This is a genomic window from Polaribacter gangjinensis, from assembly GCF_038024125.1.
GTDB lineage: Bacteria > Bacteroidota > Bacteroidia > Flavobacteriales > Flavobacteriaceae > Polaribacter > Polaribacter gangjinensis.
Genome location: NZ_CP150662.1, coordinates 360,898 through 382,099 on the forward strand (window position 1 = coordinate 360,898; position 21,202 = coordinate 382,099).

General features: G+C 32.3%; 20 protein-coding genes. 10 read left to right on the forward strand and 10 right to left on the reverse strand.

All coding sequences use genetic code 11. The features are described 5' to 3' along the window. Positions 1-9: 9 nt before the first annotated feature. Positions 10-390 (reverse strand): diacylglycerol kinase family protein, encoded by a 381-nt coding sequence (locus tag WHA43_RS01520; RefSeq protein WP_105045408.1) that lies wholly within the window; start codon positions 388-390, stop codon positions 10-12. A gap of 3 nt (positions 391-393) precedes the next feature. After that, a complete protein-coding gene (tpx, locus tag WHA43_RS01525; RefSeq protein WP_105045409.1) occupies positions 394-891 on the reverse strand; it encodes a thiol peroxidase in 498 nt (165 codons plus the stop codon). A 128-nt stretch (positions 892-1,019) separates the two neighbouring features. Between tpx and WHA43_RS01530 the strand changes: the two genes are divergently transcribed. Both WHA43_RS01530 and WHA43_RS01535 read left to right on the forward strand, forming a co-directional pair. Beyond that, complete coding sequence (locus WHA43_RS01530; RefSeq protein ID WP_211290294.1) at positions 1,020-2,405, forward strand: MATE family efflux transporter; 1,386 nt, start codon at positions 1,020-1,022, stop codon at positions 2,403-2,405. After that, positions 2,392-2,616, forward strand: coding sequence for a hypothetical protein (locus tag WHA43_RS01535; RefSeq protein WP_105045411.1), 225 nt, complete (start codon positions 2,392-2,394; stop codon positions 2,614-2,616). The genes WHA43_RS01530 and WHA43_RS01535 overlap by 14 nt, the downstream gene beginning before the upstream one ends. Positions 2,617-2,646: 30 nt before the next feature. On the opposite strand, the gene WHA43_RS01540 is transcribed toward WHA43_RS01535, so the two are convergent. After that, complete coding sequence (locus WHA43_RS01540) at positions 2,647-3,264, reverse strand: hypothetical protein (RefSeq protein ID WP_146104883.1); 618 nt, start codon at positions 3,262-3,264, stop codon at positions 2,647-2,649. Positions 3,265-3,442: 178 nt separating this feature from the next. Here WHA43_RS01540 and WHA43_RS01545 point away from each other — a divergent pair, with 178 nt between their 5' ends. Continuing rightward, on the forward strand, positions 3,443-4,543 hold the full coding sequence (locus tag WHA43_RS01545) for a heparan-alpha-glucosaminide N-acetyltransferase domain-containing protein (protein ID WP_105045413.1): 1,101 nt from the start codon (positions 3,443-3,445) through the stop codon (positions 4,541-4,543). Positions 4,544-4,636: 93 nt separating this feature from the next. Here WHA43_RS01545 and WHA43_RS01550 read toward each other — a convergent pair whose 3' ends face one another. From WHA43_RS01550 to rlmH, 6 genes are all read right to left on the reverse strand, one after another. Beyond that, the gene (locus tag WHA43_RS01550) at positions 4,637-5,668 is read right to left on the reverse strand and encodes a M28 family metallopeptidase (RefSeq protein WP_105045414.1); all 1,032 of its coding nucleotides are present in this window, start codon (positions 5,666-5,668) and stop codon (positions 4,637-4,639) included. A 194-nt stretch (positions 5,669-5,862) separates the two neighbouring features. After that, a complete protein-coding gene (locus tag WHA43_RS01555) occupies positions 5,863-6,153 on the reverse strand; it encodes a hypothetical protein (protein WP_105045415.1) in 291 nt (96 codons plus the stop codon). Positions 6,154-6,520: 367 nt separating this feature from the next. After that, entirely contained in the window at positions 6,521-7,312 is a 792-nt protein-coding gene (locus WHA43_RS01560; RefSeq protein WP_105045416.1) for an ABC transporter ATP-binding protein, read from the reverse strand. A gap of 1 nt (position 7,313) precedes the next feature. After that, entirely contained in the window at positions 7,314-8,342 is a 1,029-nt protein-coding gene (locus WHA43_RS01565) for a FecCD family ABC transporter permease (RefSeq protein WP_105045417.1), read from the reverse strand. A 42-nt stretch (positions 8,343-8,384) separates the two neighbouring features. Then, positions 8,385-8,966: a non-canonical purine NTP diphosphatase gene (locus WHA43_RS01570; RefSeq protein ID WP_105045418.1), complete on the reverse strand. Its 582-nt coding sequence runs from the start codon at positions 8,964-8,966 to the stop codon at positions 8,385-8,387. Between the two features lie 134 nt (positions 8,967-9,100). Then, positions 9,101-9,574 carry a 23S rRNA (pseudouridine(1915)-N(3))-methyltransferase RlmH gene (gene rlmH / locus WHA43_RS01575; protein ID WP_105045419.1) on the reverse strand — a complete coding sequence of 158 codons (474 nt, stop codon included), beginning with the start codon at positions 9,572-9,574 and terminating at the stop codon, positions 9,101-9,103. Between the two features lie 61 nt (positions 9,575-9,635). Here rlmH and nadC point away from each other — a divergent pair, with 61 nt between their 5' ends. From nadC to WHA43_RS01610, 7 genes are all read left to right on the forward strand, one after another. Next, a complete protein-coding gene (gene nadC, locus WHA43_RS01580; protein ID WP_105045420.1) occupies positions 9,636-10,493 on the forward strand; it encodes a carboxylating nicotinate-nucleotide diphosphorylase in 858 nt (285 codons plus the stop codon). 92 nt (positions 10,494-10,585) lie between these two features. Then, entirely contained in the window at positions 10,586-11,158 is a 573-nt protein-coding gene (locus tag WHA43_RS01585; RefSeq protein ID WP_105045421.1) for a pentapeptide repeat-containing protein, read from the forward strand. Positions 11,159-11,204: 46 nt separating this feature from the next. Next, positions 11,205-11,570, forward strand: coding sequence for a four helix bundle protein (locus tag WHA43_RS01590; RefSeq protein ID WP_105047247.1), 366 nt, complete (start codon positions 11,205-11,207; stop codon positions 11,568-11,570). Between the two features lie 133 nt (positions 11,571-11,703). After that, positions 11,704-12,648 (forward strand): YihY/virulence factor BrkB family protein, encoded by a 945-nt coding sequence (locus tag WHA43_RS01595; RefSeq protein ID WP_105045422.1) that lies wholly within the window; start codon positions 11,704-11,706, stop codon positions 12,646-12,648. Positions 12,649-12,795: 147 nt separating this feature from the next. Beyond that, complete coding sequence (gene hisS / locus WHA43_RS01600; RefSeq protein WP_105045423.1) at positions 12,796-14,166, forward strand: histidine--tRNA ligase; 1,371 nt, start codon at positions 12,796-12,798, stop codon at positions 14,164-14,166. 30 nt (positions 14,167-14,196) lie between these two features. Next, positions 14,197-14,886 carry a GTP cyclohydrolase I FolE gene (gene folE, locus WHA43_RS01605; RefSeq protein ID WP_105045424.1) on the forward strand — a complete coding sequence of 230 codons (690 nt, stop codon included), beginning with the start codon at positions 14,197-14,199 and terminating at the stop codon, positions 14,884-14,886. 154 nt (positions 14,887-15,040) lie between these two features. After that, positions 15,041-19,171: a glycosyl hydrolase gene (locus tag WHA43_RS01610; protein ID WP_105045425.1), complete on the forward strand. Its 4,131-nt coding sequence runs from the start codon at positions 15,041-15,043 to the stop codon at positions 19,169-19,171. Between the two features lie 187 nt (positions 19,172-19,358). On the opposite strand, the gene WHA43_RS01615 is transcribed toward WHA43_RS01610, so the two are convergent. Then, positions 19,359-20,936: a DUF1036 domain-containing protein gene (locus WHA43_RS01615; RefSeq protein ID WP_105045426.1), complete on the reverse strand. Its 1,578-nt coding sequence runs from the start codon at positions 20,934-20,936 to the stop codon at positions 19,359-19,361. Positions 20,937-21,202: the final 266 nt, after the last annotated feature.

Here is a 21,202-nt window from a genome sequence, read left to right on the forward strand (position 1 = left end):
ACTAGTTCCTTAAAATAAAGCGATAACTCTAGGAACGTAAATAATTCCACAAATAACAATTGCTGCAAAAGCAGCAAAACTTGGTGCGCCAGCAGCAACGTCTTTAATAACTTCTATTTGCTTATGGTATTCAGGATTTACAAAGTCAGCTATTTTTTCAATAGCAGTATTGGCGGATTCAGCAACTAAAACCATTCCAATCACCAAGGTTTGCATCATCCATTCTGTGGATGAAATCCCGAAGTAAAAACCTAAAATGGTAACTAAAACTCCAAAAGACAATTGAACTTTTACACTATCTTCTGTAGTAATTAAAATCCAAGTACCTCTTAAAGCATACTTTATACTTTTAAGCCTTCCAACTAAAAAACTATCATTAGGATCTATCATTCTTTAAATAGCTTTAAGAGCGGCCTCATAATTTGGCTCATCAACAATATCCGAAACTTGTTCAGTGTAACTTACATTTCCTTGCTCATCAATTAAAACTACGGCTCTTGAATGCAAATGTGCAAGAGGTCCAGTAGTAATTTCTAATCCATAATCTTTACCAAAACTTCCTGTGGCAAAATCTGATAAAACCTGAACGTTTTCAATGCCTTCAGCTCCACAAAAACGAGTTTGAGCAAAAGGTAAATCTTTGGATACACAAATAACGATAGTGTTTTCTAAAGCAGCTGCTTTTTTATTAAAGGTTCTAACTGAGGTTGCGCAAGTACTTGTATCTATACTTGGAAATATGTTTAAAATTACTTTTTTGCCTGAATAATCAGCTAAAGTCTTGTGAGATAAATCTGGAGCTACTAGTGAAAAATTTGGAGCTTTACTGCCTACTTTTGGTAAATTACCTATGGTTTCTATTGGGTTTCCTTTTAATGTAATTGATGCCATTGCTATTTTAAATTTTTAAAGCTCCAAAAATACTTAAATTTATCTATATTTTTGTGAAAAGGTTGATAACTTCTGCATCTTTTTAATTTATGAAGATTACGTATCTTCGCAAGCTCAAAATTTGTACCGTGAACATTTCGCAATATACATCCGAATTCAAGAAAAATTGGTATTTAGCTGCTCCTGTAATTTTAGGGATGTTGGGTCATACTTTTGTTGGTTTTATAGACAACATAATGGTTGGTCAATTAGGTACTGCAGAATTGGCAGCTGTTTCTTTGGGCAATAGTTTTATGTTTGTTGCGATGTCAATTGGAATTGGTTTTTCAACGGCAATTACACCTTTAGTGGCTGAAGCAGATGCTGCTGAAAACACAACTTTGGTAAAATCATCTTACAAACACGGATTGATTCTGTGTACTGTTTTAGGAATTTTACTTTTTTTAGTATTGTTTTTTTCAAAACCAATTTTACACTACATGCAACAACCTGAAGAAGTAGTGGCATTGACACTTCCTTATTTAGATTTGGTGGCTTTTTCATTGATACCTTTGATTATTTTTCAGGGAATCAAACAATTTAGTGACGGATTGTCTTTGACAAAATATCCAATGTATGCCACTTTATGGGCAAATATTGTAAACATATTTTTTAATTATGTACTCATTTTTGGAAAATTAGGATTTCCTGAGATGGGTATTGTTGGTGCTGCTTATGGTACATTAATTTCTAGAATTGTAATGGTAGCGTATTTGTGGTTCATTTTACGCAAAAACAATCGTTCAAGAAAGTATTTGAAAAACATTAAAATATTTGTTGTGGAAAGTGCCATGTTTCAAAAAATCATCAATTTGGGTTCTTTAACAGCGATGCAAATGTTTTTTGAAGTAGCTATTTTTACCACAGCTGTTTGGTTGAGTGGATTGTTGGGTAAAAATCCGCAAGCAGCCAATCAAATTGCCCTCAATTTAGCATCAATGACATTTATGGTTGCCATTGGATTTAGTGTAGCTGCCATGATTCGTGTAGGCAATCAAAAAGGTTTGCAAAATTTTGTTGAGTTGCGAAGAATTACATTTTCTATTTTATTTTTAGGATTGATTATGGCAAGTATTTTTGCAATCTTCTTCTTTATATTTCATCAAAGTTTGCCTAAAGTATATGTTGATTTTAAAGATGCAGTAAATTTTCAAGACAATCTAGAGGTAGTAAGCATAGCCTCAAAATTACTCTTGGTAGCTGCTATTTTTCAAATTTCAGACAGTGCGCAAGTGATGATTTTAGGGGCTTTACGCGGTTTACAAGATGTAAAAATTCCTACTTTAATAACATTTATTTCTTATTGGATTGTTGGTTTTCCAATTTCATATTTTTTAGGAAAAGAGGCTGTTTTAGGTAGTTTTGGCATTTGGCTTGGATTATTAGCAGGATTGACAACAGCGTCTATTTTATTATTTATCAGATTTAATTCCTTAACTTTAAAACTTATCGCAAAGAAAAATGAACTTACCTAAATTTTTATTGGCAGACAACAGCCAATTTCCAGAAGATATTTTTGTGTTGCACACAGAATTTCCACGTTTCGTAATCAACTTAAAAGATGATGAAATTGAGTGGTTTGAAGATTTATCAGAAGAAAATGAAGAAGATATTGCCAACGAATTGCCATCGTTAATTGAGCAAGCTTCTCAGTTTTATGATGATGAAATGGCACAATACGAATAGTTTTTTGTTTTTTTTAACTACTGAAAATGTTTATTTTGCAGTGTTTATATGAAGTAAACTGTCAATGTATTTTTCGCTATTGATAAGATAACTTTTGGGCAATTCACTGTTTATAATAAATAGATATCCTACTTTTTTGCCTTGTATTGTAGTACTACTTTTGTCTGTGCTAGTTTGTTTCCAATGCTCAGGTGTTTCTATTTTTAAATCATTTTTAAATTCGAAAGAAGGATTCAAATGAATAAGATTGGTGTCTTTTATAACCAACTCTTTGCTAAAAAGTCCCTTTTTTTCAAAGGAAATTGAGGATGATTTCGGAGCATCAAAAAGTACTAACACAAAAGGTTTATTTGTTTCAATACGGATGCTAGTTTTTGAATTTTGATATGAAAAAATTATAAATAATAGGAATGCGATTCCAATTTCCGAAAGTATAATAATTTTATAAGCAATTTTTCGAAGTAAAACTCTCTCTAAAATGAACAAAATCCAAATGCCAATTGCAATAGGAGTAACAATAGATATATAAAAACCGCTAAATAAATTGGGTGATGTAAAATTCAAATACAGGGCCTCTGTTAAAATCACAACAGATAAAATACTTAAAATGCTTAAGAGCGTTATCGGAAAAATGAATTTTTTAAGCATTTTTAGAAACGTAACCATGGTTAAATTTTTCAATAAAAATAATCAAAAAATACCATACAACACTCACAAATCAAAGTTGCTAATAATTAGTCTGATTTGATTTTGATTGAAAACATGACTTGTTATTACTAATTTTTGAAAAATATCTCTTACTTTCGCAATAAACTTTAAGTACACTTTGAAACAAACTCGCCTTTATTTTATTGATATCGTTCGCGCTATTGCTATTTTAATGATGCTGCAAGGTCATTTTGTAGATACATTATTAGATCCTCAATTTAGGAGTGATGAATATATTGCTTTTAGAATCTGGTCATATTTTAGAGGAATCACAGCTCCCACTTTTTTTACCATTTCAGGTTTAATTTTTACCTATTTAATGCTTAAAGCCAAACAAAAGGGGGAATTAAACTTCCGAATTAAAAAGGGAATTATCAGAGGATTTATGTTGATTGGTATTGGGTATTTATTAAGAATTCCCTTATTTCAATTATTTTACGGCGATTTAGGTACAGCTTGGTTGGCAGTTGATGTATTGCAATGTATTGGTTTATCTCTGATTTTGATTGTTTTGCTGTATGTGTTTACTTTAAAAAAAACATTGATATTTTCAATACTATTATTTATTCTTGGAACGGTTATTTTTATTACGGAGCCTTGGTATCGAAATTTAGAAATCAATAATTTACCCATTGCCATTGCCAATTATATGACCAAAACAAACAAATCTGTTTTTACTATTTTGCCATGGTTTGGATATGTAGCTTATGGAGGATTTTTAGCAACCATCTTTTACAGATATTTAGAGCGCCAAACTTTCAAGAAAACTGTTATTACGAGTTTGTTTATCATCGGATTTTTTCTAATCAATCATTCTACTTCGTTTTTGTATTATTTGTACAGAGTTACTGATTTAGAGATTATTAAATTGAGTGCTGGCTTCAATTACTTGTTTAAAAGATTGGGGGATGTTTTTATGTTATTTGCACTTTTTTATTTGTTAGAAGACTATTTAAAACATTCTTTAATTTTAAAAATCGGACAAAAAACATTGTCTATTTATGTAATTCATTTCATAATAATTTACGGAAGTTTTACAGGCTTTGGATTGAATAGATTGATTGGTAAAACACTACAACCTTGGGAAGCTGTTGTTGGGGCATTATTATTTTGGTTAGTAGTTTGTCTCATAGCATTGAATTATGTAAAAACCAATCAATTTATCTACGGAAAAATTAACCGTCTTTTTGGTAAGATTAAGGAATCAAAAGAAGACTAAATACCTTTTTTTAGTTGAATATGAAAATAAAAAAAAACCGAGTGAAAACTCGGTTTTTTTAATGTGTTAAAGTAAACTTATTCAAGTTTTCTTTTATTTTTTAACTGCTTTATCTGCAATAATTCTGGTTTCTTTATTGGCAACTTCCCAAGCAGTATGAAATACCAAACGCGCTCTGTTTTCTAACAATTCATAGTTGATTTTGTCAGGAGTATCTGTTGGTCTGTGGTAATCTGCATGTGTACCGTTAAAATAGAAAATAATCGGAATATTGTGCTTTGCAAAGTTATAATGGTCAGAACGATAGTAAAAACGGTTTGGATCGTTTTCATCATTGTATTTATAATCCAAATTTATTTTAGTGTATTTATTGTTGATTTCTTCAGAAAGCGTATGCAATTCAGTACTTAATTTGTCTGAACCAATCAAATAAACATAATTTGGGTCTGCTTTATGACGATCGTCAATACGTCCTACCATATCAATATTCAAATTACACACTGTATTTGCTAGTGGAAAAATTGGATTATCAGTATAATATTGAGAACCTAATAAACCTTTTTCTTCACCAGTTACGTGTAAAAACAAAATAGAACGCTTAGGACCTTTACCTGCTTTTACAGCCATTTGAAAAGCTTGAGCAATTTCTAACAATGCCACAGTTCCTGAACCATCATCATCTGCACCATTGTAAATTTCGCCATCTTTGATGCCCTCGTGATCTAAATGAGCTGAGATAACTATAATTTCATCTGGTTTTTCTGAACCTTTGATAAAAGCAACTACATTTTCAGAGTCTTTTAAAGGAACTTGTCTTTTGCGTTTGTTTAAAAAATCTGCAGGAACTTCTTGAAAATAATCATCACTTGAAATAGGTGAGGGAATGCCTTGACTTACGTAAAAGTTTTTTAGGTATTCAACTGCCTTTTTTTGACCAGGCTCTCCAGTATTTCTTCCTTCAAATTCGTCTGAAGCGTAGGTAAAAAGATGGGTTCCTAATTCTTTTGCTGTAATGGTTGATGCATACTTGGCAGCTTGATCAACGTTGCTGTCTTTAGCAGTGTCTTTGTTGGCTCCGCAAGCATAAATTGCTAAAGCGCCAGCAAGAAAGAGTATTTTTTTCATAAATGAAATCTTTATAAATTATGTATTAGTTTTCAAATGTAGGAAAAAAGTTTCTATTGTTTATAGCTTTCTGTTGTTTGAATTTTTCAATTTCGCAAATTATTAACAACTGAATTTTATTATTAAATCATTACTATTTTTTTTAGTAATTCATTAAAATAAAAAAGAGCTGCTTTCGCAACTCTTTTTGGTTTTTATTTTTGCCAAGGATTAAAGTTTTTTCTTTTTGGGCCTTGCAAATCATGCATTTTACGGTTTCCGATAGTAACTATTAAATCGGATGTTGTTGCTCTCTGCCAAATACTTAAATTTTTAAGCTCTGGAGATTTTAATTGAGGGGTTGTAACACCTTTTATGTTTAGAACTGTAGCAGTTCTTTTCAATTCCCACACGTTTGTGTTTTTAGCCTCAGGCCCAGTTACACGTTGCTGAGCAAAGGCGCTTCCTGCGAAAAACATCAAACAAATAATTCCTAATTTTCTCATAATTATAGTGCTTTACGTTAGCTAAATTTTCTCCATCAAAGATAAAAAAAACACTTGTTTTAATCTGTTAAAATATTACTAATATAGTTTAATATATTACTACAAATTACGAATAATATAATTTAAGAAAGTTAAAATATGTTTTAATTAAATTATTTTTAATAAAAGTGAAAATTCAATATGAATAATTTTTGATACTTTTAAATTATTACTAATCCCTTAATATTTCAATTATTTGAGATTTTATCTAAGTATACTGATTTTCAGAAAAGTAAAAAATAGGGGAGATGAATCCGTTATTTTTAGTTAAAAAAAGAGTTTGTAAAAGTTAGTTATAAAAGTAATTTTTCCAAAAAGTGACCCAATTTTATTTTATTACGAATTGCTGTAAATTTTGATCAAAATGAATCATTTCATCCGAAAAAAGTGCATCAAAAAGATGATTTTCAATCAGTTTTTCTGGCGTGTCTTTGTAAAATGAATTTTCATTCATCAAAGCTATTTCATCAGAAAATTTAATAGCTAAATTGACTTCGTGTGTAGAAATTAAAATGGTTTTTGAAGTTTCTGTAACCAATTTCTTTAAAACTCTAAAAATTTGTAGGGTATGATGCAAGTCTAAATGTGCTGTGGGTTCATCTAAAATAATCAAAGGAGTATCTTGTGCAAGTGCTCTTGCAATTAAAACACGTTGCAATTGTCCATCACTCAATTCATAATAACGTTGTGATGCTAAATGAGTAATTTCTGTGAGTTTCATGGCAGTTTCTATCTTTTCTATATCAAAAGTAGTTAAATGATCAACCCAATTAGTATGTGGTTGTCTGCCAAGTGCAACCAATTCAAAAACAGTTAATTGACTTTCTGGCAATCGTTCTGTAAGTACCAAACTGATGCAAGTTGCCAATTGATTATTGTCAAATTGGGTTACGTTTTTTTGATCAATGAAGATATTGCCTTCTAAGGGTTTTTGTACGTTTGATAAAGTTCTTAGTAAGGTCGATTTTCCAATACCATTTTTTCCTAATAAAGATACAAACGTTCCTTTTTTCAACTGCAATTGAATGTTTTTAGCAATAATTTTCACAGCTTTTTTAGAAGTATATCCTATTGATACATCTTCAGTTACTAAGATATGTTTGTTGTCTTGTTGTTGCATCTTACACAAAAAGTTTCTTTTTTCTGATGAGTAACCAAATCACAATAGGAGCTCCAAAAAGTGAGGTGATGGCATTGATTGGAAGCGTGTATTCACTTGTTGGCAATTGCGCAATGCTATCGCAAATTAGCAAAACAATTGCGCCTATAACTGCAGTTGCTGGCACTAATATTTTGTGATTAGAGGTAGTAAAAAACATACGTGCTAAATGAGGTACAGCCAAGCCTACAAAGGCAATTGGACCTGAAAACGCAGTGATAACACCTGTCAGTAAACTGGTGATTATTAAAATGATATTTCTGCTTTTTTGAATCGGAATTCCTAAACTTTTTGCATAGTTTTCGCCTAAAAGTAAGCTATTTAATGATTTTAAAATTGGAAAAATCCCGCACATGGCAATTACATAAAAAACACCAAAAACAAGCAGTTCGTTCCAACTTAAATTTCCTAAACTTCCAAAACTCCAAAATAGAAATTGTTGCAATTTTGTTGCCTCACTAAAATAGGATAAAACACTAATAATTGCAGAAGCAAAACTGCCAAACATCAATCCTATGATTAAAATTGACATGGTGTTTCTTACGCTATTTGCAGTAATAATTACAGCCGATAATACTAAAAATGCGCCCAAACTTGCAGCAATTGGCAAAGACCAATGTGTAAATGTTTCTGAAAGTAAGAATCCTCCAAATAGACTTGAGCCTAATAACAACAAAGCAACTCCCAAACTTGCACCTGAAGAAATGCCCAACACAAAGGGCCCTGCTAATGGATTTCGAAACAAGGTTTGCATCAATAAACCACTTACTGACAATCCTGAGCCAACCAAAATAGCTGTAATTGCTTTCGGAATTCGAAAATTCAAAATGATGATTTCCCAACTTTCTTTCGAACTATTTTCTCCTATTAAAACCCTAAAAATATCTTGAAAAGGAATGGCTACTGATCCCAAACTGATGTTTGCAAAAAACAACAATATCAGTAAAACTGATAATAGTAAAAAGTGTTTTTTGTAGTTTGGTTGGTTCATTAAATGTTATAAATCAATAAGTTAAATTTAGTTCATTATTTTTTAACTCACATAATTCGTTAAAAAGGCCACCAATTTTTCAATCGCCAAAGCTCTGTGTGAAATTTTATTTTTTTCTTCAGAAGTCATTTCGGCAAAGGATTGTTGAAAACCTTCAGGTTGAAAAATAGGATCGTATCCAAAGCCTGCTGTGCCTTGTTTTGTGGTTAAAATAGTGCCTTTGCAAATGCCTTCAAAATAGTATTGATTTCCTTCTAAATTCAAGCAAATTACTGTTCTAAATTGTGCTGATCTATCCGTAAAACCAGCCATTTCGTGCAATAATTTTTCCATGTTTTTTTCAGCATTGGATGGTTCTCCTGCAAAACGCGCTGAATAAACTCCTGGTTTCCCACCTAAACAAGTAACTTCCAAACCAGTATCATCCGCAAAACAATCGAGTTGAAAATTTTGGGTAATAAAATTGGCTTTTAAAGCTGCATTTCCTTGTAAAGTAGTTTCAGTTTCAGCAACATCTTCTGTACAATTAATATCTTTTAAACTTACCAATTGTATGGATTTCGGAAGCATTTCTTGTACTTCTTTTAACTTGTGATTGTTGTTGGTGGAAAAAACCAGTTTCATGGGCGAATTTTAAAAAGCAAAACTAAACAAAATTTTAAGGGTTTCTTATTTTCTGTTGTTTGAAATGTTTCAAATAATACATTACAACATTATCTCATTAACTCATTAACTCATTAACTCATTAAATCATTATCTCACTGATGATGATAAGGTTCATTTTTTAAAATGGTAAAAGCTCTGTACAATTGCTCTATCACAAAAACGCGAATCATTTGATGCGAAAATGTCATTTTTGACAATGAAATTTTCCCTAAAGATTTTGCATACACAGCATCAGAAAAACCGTAAGGACCTCCAATTACCAAAACAAGTTGTTTGGTTCCTGCATTCATTTTTTTTTGAAGATAATTTGAAAAAGCTACTGAGGTGAATTCCAATCCATTTTCATCCAACAATAACAAATCATCAGTAGGTTGTATTTTACTTAAAATGAGTTCGCCTTCTTTTTCTTTTTGCTGATATTCGCTTAAATTTTTAACATTTTTGATATCTTGAATAATTTCAAATTCAAATTTGATATAATGTTTTAAACGTTGTTGGTATTCATCCATCAAAGATTGTAGCGCTTTGTTGTCTGTTTTTCCAATGGCAAGAAGTTTGATTTTCATATCTCAAAATTACAAATTATGAAGTTTGAATTTGTATTTTTACCTCAATAAATAAAAATTCATGATTTCAAAAGCACAATTTGAAAAAGAAATTCAATTAATTATCGAAAATGCCATTAGAGAAGATGTGGGTGAAGGCGATCATAGTTCACTTTCTTGCATTCCGAAAGAAGCAACAGGAACCGCAAAATTATTGGTAAAAGACTCAGGAATTATTGCTGGAGTTGATTTTGCAAAACAAGTTTTTAATTATGTGGATGCTGATTTAAAAATGACCACTTTTATCAATGATGGAGAAAAAGTGGCTTTTGGCGATGTTGTTTTTTATGTTTCAGGAAGTTCACAAGCAATCTTAAAAGCAGAACGTTTGGTATTGAATGCCATGCAGCGAATGAGTGCCATTGCTACAAAAACAGCTTTTTTTGTTGATTTATTAAAAGGCACTAAAACCAAAATTTTAGATACCAGAAAAACCACTCCAGGAATTCGTGCGCTAGAAAAATGGGCTGTAAAAATTGGAGGAGGAGAAAATCACAGGTTTGCTTTATACGATATGATTATGATCAAAGACAATCACATTGATTTTGCTGGTGGAATTACAGCAGCAATCAACAAAACAAAAACCTATTTGCAAGAAAAAAATCTCGATTTAAAAATCATTGTAGAAGCCAGAAATTTGGATGAAATTTCAGAGATTCTCGAAAACGAAGGCATTTATCGAATTTTAATTGATAATTTTTCATTTGAAGATACCAAAAAAGCGGTGGATTTGATTAACGGAAAATGTTTGACAGAATCTTCTGGTGGCATCAATGAAAACACCATCAGAAAATATGCAGATTGTGGCGTTGATTATATTTCATCTGGAGCTTTAACGCACTCTGTGTATAATATGGATTTGAGTTTGAAAGCTTTTTAGAGTGGCAAAGGTGCAGAGTTTCAAAGTGGCAAAGAGTCAAAGTGGCAATCAACTAAATTAATAACAGAAACAATAGAAACCAAAAAAGAAACATGTCAAATAACTTTATAGAAAGTCAAGAATTTTTAAAAATTGATTTTTTAAAGACACCTTTGAAAAAGGGAATTTATGATCAATGTAGATTTGTGAATTGTAATTTTGAAAATGTACATGCTTCCAATATCGAGTTTGTTGAGTGTGAATTTACCGATTGTAATTTTAGCAATGCCATCGTAAAAGATACTGCTTTTAAAGATGTCCGATTTGAGAATTGCAAAATGCTAGGTGTAAAATTCAGTGATTGCAATCCTTTTTTACTCAAAGTGTATTTTAAAGAGTGCACGATGTCTTTTGCTTCATTTTTTCGATTGAAAATGTCGCATACAAAGTTTATCAAATGCAATTTAACTTCTGTTGATTTTGTTGAAACCCAACTCACAAATGCTACTTTTGAACAATGTGATTTGAAAAGCGCTATTTTTGAAAGTTCAAATCTTCAAAAAGCAGATTTTAGTTCGTCATATAATTTTAGCATCAGCCCAGATAAAAATGTACTAAAAGGAGCTATTTTTAGCAAAGAAAATGTTGTGGGGCTTTTGGATGGGTTTGGGATTGTTGTTTATTGAGCAAAGTTGCAAAGTTTGCAAGAATAAAACTTTACTAAAATATGCTATGAAAACGTTTAAAGAATTATTGGTTTGGCAAAAATCAATGCTGTTAGTTACTGAAATTTATAAGGTTTCTAAAGATTATCCTAAAGAAGAATTGTTTGGTTTAAGTTCACAAATAAGAAGAAGTGCAATTTCTATACCTAGTAATATTGCTGAGGGTTTTGGCAGAGATGGTTTAAATGATTTTATTCGTTTTTTAAATATTTCCATGTCATCACTTTTTGAATTGCAAACTCAAATTGAAATATCATATAATTTAAATTATATCAATATTGTTGTATTTGAAGATTTATACAAATCAACCAGAGAAATTGAACGAATGCTTTCTAGTTTAATAAAGAGGTTAAAAACAAAAAAAGATGCTTAAGTTTGAATCAAATTACAAAACTTTACAGATGAATTATTTAAAAACAACTAAAATGCAAAGTATTTCTATGCAGCTTTGCCACTCTGTATCTTTGCCACTTTGTCACTTTGCCACTTTGTAACTTATTAAAAAAATGAGCAAAGAAATTGAAGATAATTTACGCAAAATACCAATCATCAAACAATTGGTACTTTTTCTACAAAAAATAAAAATTCCTGGATTGGAAGGCATGTCTTTGTATGATGTGATGGAAATGTATGGAATTGGCATCATCAAAGGTGCGTTAACTTCAAGAGCTGGCGGAATTGCCTTTAGCTTTTTTATGGCTATTTTTCCGTTTTTATTGTTCATTTTAACACTCATTTCTTACATTCCAATTGATGGTTTTCAAGAAGGGTTATTTGATTTCATCAAAGATGTTTTACCCCCAAAAACCTTCGATTCTGTAAATATGGTCTTGGTAGACATTCTCAACAATCAGTATGGAGGATTGTTGTCTTTCGGATTTGTATTGTCCATTTTTTTAATGACCAATGGCATCAATGCTATTTTTGGGGGATTTGAATATTCGTATCACGTTAAAGAATTCCGAAATGTTTTTAGGTCGTATTTTGTGTCTTTAGGAGTATCGTTACTTCTCTCACTTTTTTTAATTATTACTGTAACGCTTACTATTTTTTACCAAGTTGCTTTGGCTAAAATTCATGAGAAAGGTTGGTTGAATACCTCTGATTTAAACCTGTTTTATATTGGTAAAAACATCCTTTTTCTAATCATGATTTTCACGATTGTTTCCCTACTTTTTCGCTACGGAACCAAGCAAGGAAAAGAGGTGAAATTCTTTTCAGCAGGCGCTATTTTAACAACGGTAGTTTCGTTATTTACCTTTTATTTATTCGGAATTTATGTAGAAAAATTCGCACAATACAATCAATTATACGGTTCTATTGGAACGCTTTTAATATTGATGTTATTTGTGTGGCTAAATGCCATCATTTTGTTGTTAGGTTTTGAGTTGAATGCGTCTTTATATTCTTTAAAAAGAAGAAATAATTCCGTAAAAACATCCGAAAAATAGGATGTTTTAGCGATATTTGCCGAGATTAATGAAGCAATGATTTAATGCAGTAATGAATTAATGTAAATAATAAATATGTATTAATTTTTGAGGTTATTTTAGTTACTAACAACTAAAAACTTAAAACTAAAGACTAAAAACTCTTCAATGAAACCAAGCATTCCAAAAGGAACCAGAGATTTTTCACCTACAGAAGTAGCCAACAGAACCTATATCATCAATACGATTAAAACAGTATTTGAAAACTTCGGATTTCAACCCATTGAAACACCCAGTTTTGAAAACTCGTCAACATTGATGGGAAAATACGGAGAAGAAGGAGATAGATTGATTTTTAAAATTTTGAATTCTGGGGATTATTTAGAAAAAGCAGATGAGCAGTTATTAACGACTAGAAATAGCAATTTATTAACCTCACAAATCTCCGAAAAAGCATTACGTTACGACCTTACAGTACCTTTTGCAAGATATGTGGTGCAGCATCAAAATGATATTACATTTCCTTTCAAACGCTATCAAATTCAACCTGTTTGGAGAGCAGATCGTCCTCAAAAAGGGCGCTTTAGAGAGTTTTATCAATGTGATGCTGATGTGGTGGGTAGCGATTCATTGTGGCAAGAAGTGGAATTTATCCAGTTGTATGATACCGTTTTTACCAAATTAGGATTGCAAGGAACTACCATTAAAATCAACAATCGAAAAATACTTTCTGGAATTGCAGAGGTGATTGGTGCATCAGACAAATTGATTGATTTTACGGTTGCTTTAGACAAACTAGATAAAATTGGCAAAGAAGGTGTTGAAACAGAAATGCTATCCAAAGGCATTACCAAAGAGGCTATTGAAAAAGCACAGCCTTTGTTTTATTTTTCGGGAGATAATTCACAGAAATTAAATGCATTACAAGGTTTATTAGAATCTTCAGTTGAAGGTAAAAAAGGCGTTGACGAATTGCGCTTTATCATTGAAAATACCCAAGAGTTAGGATTGCAAACAGCCAATTTAGAGATTGATGTAACCTTGGCAAGAGGTCTAAATTATTACACAGGCGCAATTTTTGAAGTGGCTGCTCCAAAAACCGTGAGCATGGGTTCTATTGGTGGTGGAGGAAGGTATGATGATTTAACTGGCATTTTTGGTTTGAAAGATGTTTCTGGAGTCGGAATTTCCTTTGGATTGGATCGTATTTATTTGGTGTTGGAAGAATTGAATTTGTTCCAGAAAGTTGCCTTGCCAAAACCAACCGTTTTGTTTGTGAATTTAGGAGCAACAGAAGCCTTGTATTCTTTAAAAGCCATTAGTTTGTTGAGAGCAAAAAATATCAAAGCTGAGTTGTATCCAGAAGCAGCCAAAATGAAGAAACAATTCAATTATGCTGACAAACGCGAAATCCCATTTGTAGTCATTGTGGGTTCAGAAGAAGTACAACAACAAACCTATACTGTAAAGAATATGGTTTCTGGAGAACAAAAAATGCTCAATTTGTCTGAATTATTTAATGCTGTAGAAAACAAATAAAGCAGTAAATTTGCAAATCAATTAGCAACAATGTTTGAATTACAAACCAACATGAACGACGAAACCATCAACGAAATAGGAGAAAATCACATTGGTACTTCAGCAACAACTCCACTAAGAGCGGATGCCTTTGTACTTTCTGACCAAGAAAAAATAGATCGAATTCAAGAAAGTGTAAAAGATATTTTACTCACTTTAGGCATGGATTTGACAGATGATAGCTTGCAAGGAACTCCAAAAAGAGTAGCAAAAGCCTTTGTAAATGAGTTGTTTATGGGATTGAATCCTAAAAACAAACCGAAACCTTCTACATTCCAAAACAATTACAATTATGGTGAAATGTTAGTTGAAAAAAACATTGTAGTGTATTCAACTTGCGAACATCATTTACTGCCGATTATTGGACGTGCTCATGTAGCCTACATTTCTAATGGAAAAGTAATTGGTTTGTCAAAAATGAATCGAATCGTAGAATATTTTGCCAAAAGACCTCAAGTACAAGAGCGTTTAACGATGCAAGTGGTACAAGCCATGCAAGAAGCTTTGGGTACACAAGATGTAGCTTGTGTCATTGATGCCAAACATTTATGTGTCAATTCAAGAGGCATAAAAGACATAGAAAGTAGTACTGTGACTGCTGAATTTGGAGGAAAATTCAAAGAGAAAGAAACCAAAAGAGAGTTTTTAGACTATATAAAATTCGATACTAAGTTTGAGTAGTAGCAACATCATCAGAAATTATTTTTAAACTGCTGCATTTTGTAGCAGTTTTTTTATGTGTATTGGTTTTATCTTTTAAGTGTATTGGTTTTGTATTGGTGATTTTCCTAAATCATACCATCTAAAGGATTAGTTTAGCCAAAAATAATCATACATGCGCTTAACAAAAATCTACACAGTCTTTCAAATTTTACTTTTAGGATTTTCAATCCAACTTTATTCTCAAACCACAACAGTTGGTAATGGTAGTTATACCAATGCTTTTCCGGGCACAGATGCTGCAGGCAGAAACGGATTTCCTTCTGGTACTCCGCAACTAAGTGGCAATGCAATTGGCAAACCTGTACCAACCAACGATTGGTGGTCTAAATTGGTAAAAGAAAATCATGCAGATAATTTATTCAATTATCCTATGACCATGAAAACCACTAATAACGGGTTGATTGTAACCTATATTCCTTGGGGTCCTATAGGTGATTCTGCTCCCATTGAAGTAAAAGTTACTGGTTTGGCAACAACACAAACAACGGTTTCTGATTATTCTGATTGGACAGTAACCATGAATTGGAAAGATGCTACGCACGAATTAAAAGCAACATCAGGAATTGGAATGCCTTTTGTATATTTCGAAAAAGATGCTGATGATATTGCTGAAATTAAAGTGAATTCAGGAACAGCAACTATCAATAACGAATTATTGATCATTGAAAACGCAGCTGCTGGTGCTGATTTTGTGTTTTATGCGCCTGTTGGAAGTACTTGGATCAAATCAGGAAATGTATATACATCAACCTTAAACGGAAAAACCTATTGGTCTATGGCCATGTTGCCACAGTCAATCTCTAATGTGAGTTCAGTAGCGCAAGAATACAAACAATATGCCTATGTGTTCCCAACAAATACGGTTACAACTTGGAATTTTAATCCGTCAACATCAAAAGTTACCACGAATTTTACCATCACAACTGATGTAAAAGAAGGTTCAGAAACAGAAATGCTTTTAGGATTATTACCTCATCATTGGAATAATTTAGCACCAAGTTCTCCTGTGCCTACAAAATACACCTATAGTTCTGTAAGAGGTGCTTTAAAAACAATGAAAGGTAATGCCTTTTCTGTAGAAAATACTTTTAAAGGAATTTTACCAACTTTACCCTATTTATCAAATTACAGTCAAGGTTTCAATCCTGCTGATTTGGATGCCAAAATTGCAAGTATCGAAAATGATGGTTTGTCTGATTGGACAGATTCTTACAACGAAGGGCAAGTGATGAATCGTTTGATTCAAACCGCGCGAATTGCAGATCAAATGGGCAATGTTACAGCACGTAACAAAATGATTGCTACTGTAAAACAGCGTTTAGAAAATTGGTTGTCGTATCAATCTGGTGAAAAAGCGTTTTTGTTTTATTACAATAATACGTGGTCTGCCTTATTAGGGTATCCTTCAGGTCATGGACAAGATACCAACATCAATGACCACCATTTTCATTGGGGATATTTTATTCATGCGGCTGCTTTTATGGAGCAATTTGAACCTGGTTGGGCTGCGCAATGGGGAGATATGATCAATTTATTGGTTCGTGATGCAGCTTCATCTGATAGAAATGATGATAAGTTTCCGTTTTTACGAAATTTTAGTCCCTATGCAGGGCACAGTTGGGCAAATGGATTTGCAACGTTTCCTCAAGGAAATGACCAAGAATCTACTTCCGAAAGTATGCAATTTGCTTCTTCTTTGATTCATTGGGGACGCATTACCAACAATCAAGAAATCACAGATTTAGGAATTTATATTTATACCACCGAACAAACCGCGATTGAAGAATATTGGTTTGACATGTACGAACGTAATTTTAGACAAGAACAAAATTATAGTTTGGTTTCTAGAGTTTGGGGAAATTCGTATGACAATGGTACTTTTTGGACAGCAGATATTGCTGCTTCATACGGAATTGAAATGTACCCAATTCACGGTGGTTCTTTGTATTTAGGACATAATGTAGCTTATGCCACCAAATTATGGAATGAAATCACGCAAAATACAGGCATTATTGGCAATCAAGTGAATCCGAATTTATGGCATGATACCTATTGGAAATATTTATCATTTATCAATCCACAAGCTGCTATTGATATGTATGACGCATATCCTGACAGAAATTTAAAATTCGGAATTTCAGATGCGCAAACCTATCATTGGTTGCACAGTATGAATGCCATGGGTACTGTTGATGCCAGTATTACTGCCAACGAACCTATTGCTGCTGTATTTGTAAAAAATGGGGTAAAAACCTATGTGGCTCATAACTATTCAAATGCGCCAAAAACAGTAACTTTTTCTGACGGATTTCAACTTTTAGTGCCTGCACGTCAAATGGCAACCAATAGAGATGCAGCTGCAACAGGCGAAATTTCAGCGAGTTTTACACAGGCTTTTGCCAATGGTAGTGTTGATTTGACTGTAAATACCACAGGAACAGGAATTACAAAAGTCGAGTTTTTTGACGGTACTACTTTATTAGGTTCAACGACAACAGCGCCTTATCAATTCAAAGCCGAAAATTTAACCTTAGGCATTCATGGCATGTATGCCAAAGTATATGTAGATGCTAATTTTTCGGTAACCAATATTGTTAAAATTCAAGTTGGAGAACAATTGCCTTATTTGGATGTTGCTTTCGCGATTCCCGGAATTATTGAACCTGGTAATTATGATAAATTTGAGGGTGGTATAGGTCAAAACATTGCTTATGTTGATGGTTCTCAAAACAACGAAGGTGATTACAGAACCAATGAATATGTAGATGCTGTTAATAGTGGTGCAGAAGGCAAAACCATTGGTTGGCTTTCAGCAGGTGAGTGGCTAGAATATACGATTGATGTTGCAACTGCAGGAAAATATGACTTGAGTTTTAGATATACTTCAGGAAATTCTAATGGAGGAGGGCCATTTTATTTTGAAATCGATGGAAAGAAAATCAGTGCTGATTTCTCTGTTGCCTCTACAGGAAATTGGAGTACTTGGGCAACTAAAGTGGTAAATAATATCGAATTTACGCAAGGAAAACACATCCTTCGTTTGGTAATTACGAGTGGTGAATTCAATCTAGGAAAACTAACCTTTAGCTATGCAGCTCCTTTAGGGTATTCAACTCCCGTTGCAAATGCGGGTAATACTGTGGTGGTAATTTTACCAGCTACCACGGCTACTTTAGATGCGTCTGCAAGTTCACATCCTGAGAATAAATCACTTACCTATGCTTGGGAACAAATTTATGGTCCTTCAGTAATCAGTTTTACAGATGCAGCAGCAGCAGCAACTGCGATTGGGAATTTAGAAAAAGGGATTTACAAATGTAAAGTAACAGTGAGTGATGGTACGTACGAATCCTTTAGCGAAGTTTTGGTAATTGTTCAAGAAACATCCAATGCTGTGCCTACCGTAAACATTACTTCTCCAAGTAATAACAGTTCTTTTTCTCAAGGAACTGCGATTACCATTACAGCTTCTGCCAATGATTTGGATGGAAGCATTGCAAAAGTGGAATTTTTTGATGGGGCAACCAAATTAGGAGAAGATACCAGTTCGCCTTTTAGTTATGTTTGGAATAATGCTAGTGTGGGAAATCATTCGTTAAAAGCAGTAGCCACTGATAATGAAGGGGCTACCGCTGAATCGCAAATTATTGCCGTTTCAGTTCAGGAGGTAAAAAAATGCGAAGAAACTTCGAATGTGGCACAACAAGGTAGTTTTTCAACAGGCTATAAAGCTACTTTTGAAACTGTAGGGAATACCGTAAAAATTACCTTTCAGTTGTTAGATACCAATAGAGCAGGAGTAGTCGCTTATTTGTGGAAACAATCGCCTTTTGGTGAAGTGCAAATGGACAATGTTTCTGGGTTGATATTTACCAAAACCATTAGTGGGGTTGCAGACGGAGAAACCATTAGTTATGCTTGTAAATTTGCGTTTGCAGGTGGTTTGGCAGTGACCAAATACATTTCTTATAAAGTAGGCACAAGTTGCAGTACCTTAGGTATTGATGATCAAGTGTTGCAAAAAGAAATCACGTTGTATCCAAATCCTGCTACGAATCTGGTACATATTCAATCCAACACTACCGAAATTTTAAAAGTAGCCGTTTACAATACATTGGGTTCTTTGGTAAAAACAACCTATAAAAGTGCTGCAATAAACATCGAATCTTTGGCTAAAGGAGTGTATTTGACAAAAATAACTACTGATAAAGGTGTGGTAATGAAACGCTTGATAAAAAATTAAGCATCCATTTTAAAAGCATAAAAGGTGTGTTTTACAACGCTCTGTAATCCATAAAAGATACCCAGAGAATTGTTTGAAACACACCTTTTTGTTTTAATACTTCTTTTTGGTTTCGTGAATATTATTGTTACCTAAATTTAATGGTGAGTTATACACATGGGTAAAAATTTAAATTCCTTGAAAACGATTAATTATTACAAGTTAAATTAACATAGGTTTTTCCTAAAGGGTCTTTGATTTCTTTTTGTTTCAAATTGTATACTTTTCCTTCATGAATAGTTGAATTGTCAGTACCTTTCCATATGCCTGTTTTACTTTCTGCAAAATAATAATAAATGGTGTTTTTAGTATCAAAAAGATACCCTTCTTCATTTGGTTTTATATTATACCATGCTTCAGTTATCCAATTATTTGAATCATCTCTATACCTAACCAATATTGATACTGTACTTGTACATTTATTTCTAAAATGAACTTTATAATGTTGGTTACTTTGAAGACCAAGGTATTTACCATCTTTCCAAATCTCATAATCAACAATGGTATTATCCTTAATTACATATTTTAAAGTCTTTTCAAGTATATTATTTTTCCAATGGCGTTCACCGATATTTTTCCCATTCTCATACATTGGTTCAATACCATTGTAATAGGTTAGTACTAAATTGCCGTTATTAAATTCTTCGTATTTATAAGTTTGGTTGTCATTGTAATGATATTTTTTGCCATGTAATTTCCCTTCTAAATAATTCTCTTTGGTACTTATAAAATGTTTTTTCGAATAAATATTTGTGTAATAATTTGTCCATTCTCCATTTTTTTTCCCATTCAAATATGAGCCTGTTTCTTTTAGGTTGAAAAAATCATCATATACTTTCCATAATCCCGATTTTTGATCATTCGAGTAGTAGCCAGTTTCTTTTATTTTTAGGGTACTCCAATCGTATTTTTCCCACTTGCCTTGTAAAAGTCCGTTTTGATAATTACTTCTTGCAATGATGTTTCCATTATGATATTCTAACCATTCACCAACTTTTTTTTCGTTTTGATGAGTTTCTGTTTTTAATAATTTTTTATTGGTATCATAAATTTTTAAATTCTGAATCATTTTCGTATAATCAGTTGTAGCTTCTATGATTTTAGCTTCACTTCCAAAATAGGCTTCTTGAAATATTGTTTCAAACCAATTACCTATCTTTTCTCCACTTTTAAAAATTCCTTTATTGATGATTTTTCCGTCTTCATCATACTCTATAAATTCACCATCTTCAACTCCGTTTACAAAAGTTGTGCTAACTTCTACTTTGCCATTTTCAAAATAATTGATAAACTTTCCATGTTCAACACCTACTTTGTAGTTTTCAATAGTACGTATAAAGCCATTTTCATAATAGGTGATGTGTTGACCATCGGGTTCATCATTCACATAACTTCCCTTAGAACTGATTTTACCATTTTTAAAATAGGTTATTTCTTCTCCATATAAGTTGTCATCTTTATAATTTTCAACTTTTCTTACTTTTCCTGACTCATAAATACTCCACTTGCCGTCTTTTTTATCATTTTTATAGGTACCTTCTTCTTGAAGAATTAGATTCTTTTTAGAATTTCCAAAATAAATTTTCCAAGCGCCCTCTTTTTTTCCGTTGATGAATTTACCGATTGAGACTTTTCCATCTTTAATGATGGTATCGTTTTTACTGTTTTGTGCATTTGCAATACAAACCAATAAAAAGAAAAGAATGGTTATGTGTTGTTTTTTCATAGTATTAGGTATTTATAAGTATATTTCATAGCTACAGTTTTTTTCTGAATATTTTCTACCTGTAAACAGGTATTTTCCATTTTCATGCTTTAGTGCCTTTTTCAAGTGCCAATATAAGTTGTAAATGTTGTGCCTAGATTTATCATGATACTTTTAAAATTTAAGTTCACTACTTTATCAGTAGTTTAAAAGAAATTTAAATTTGATTAAATCAAATCTAGCAAAAAAAATAGATGTTAAAAAAAAATATTTCTTATTCTTTTGGC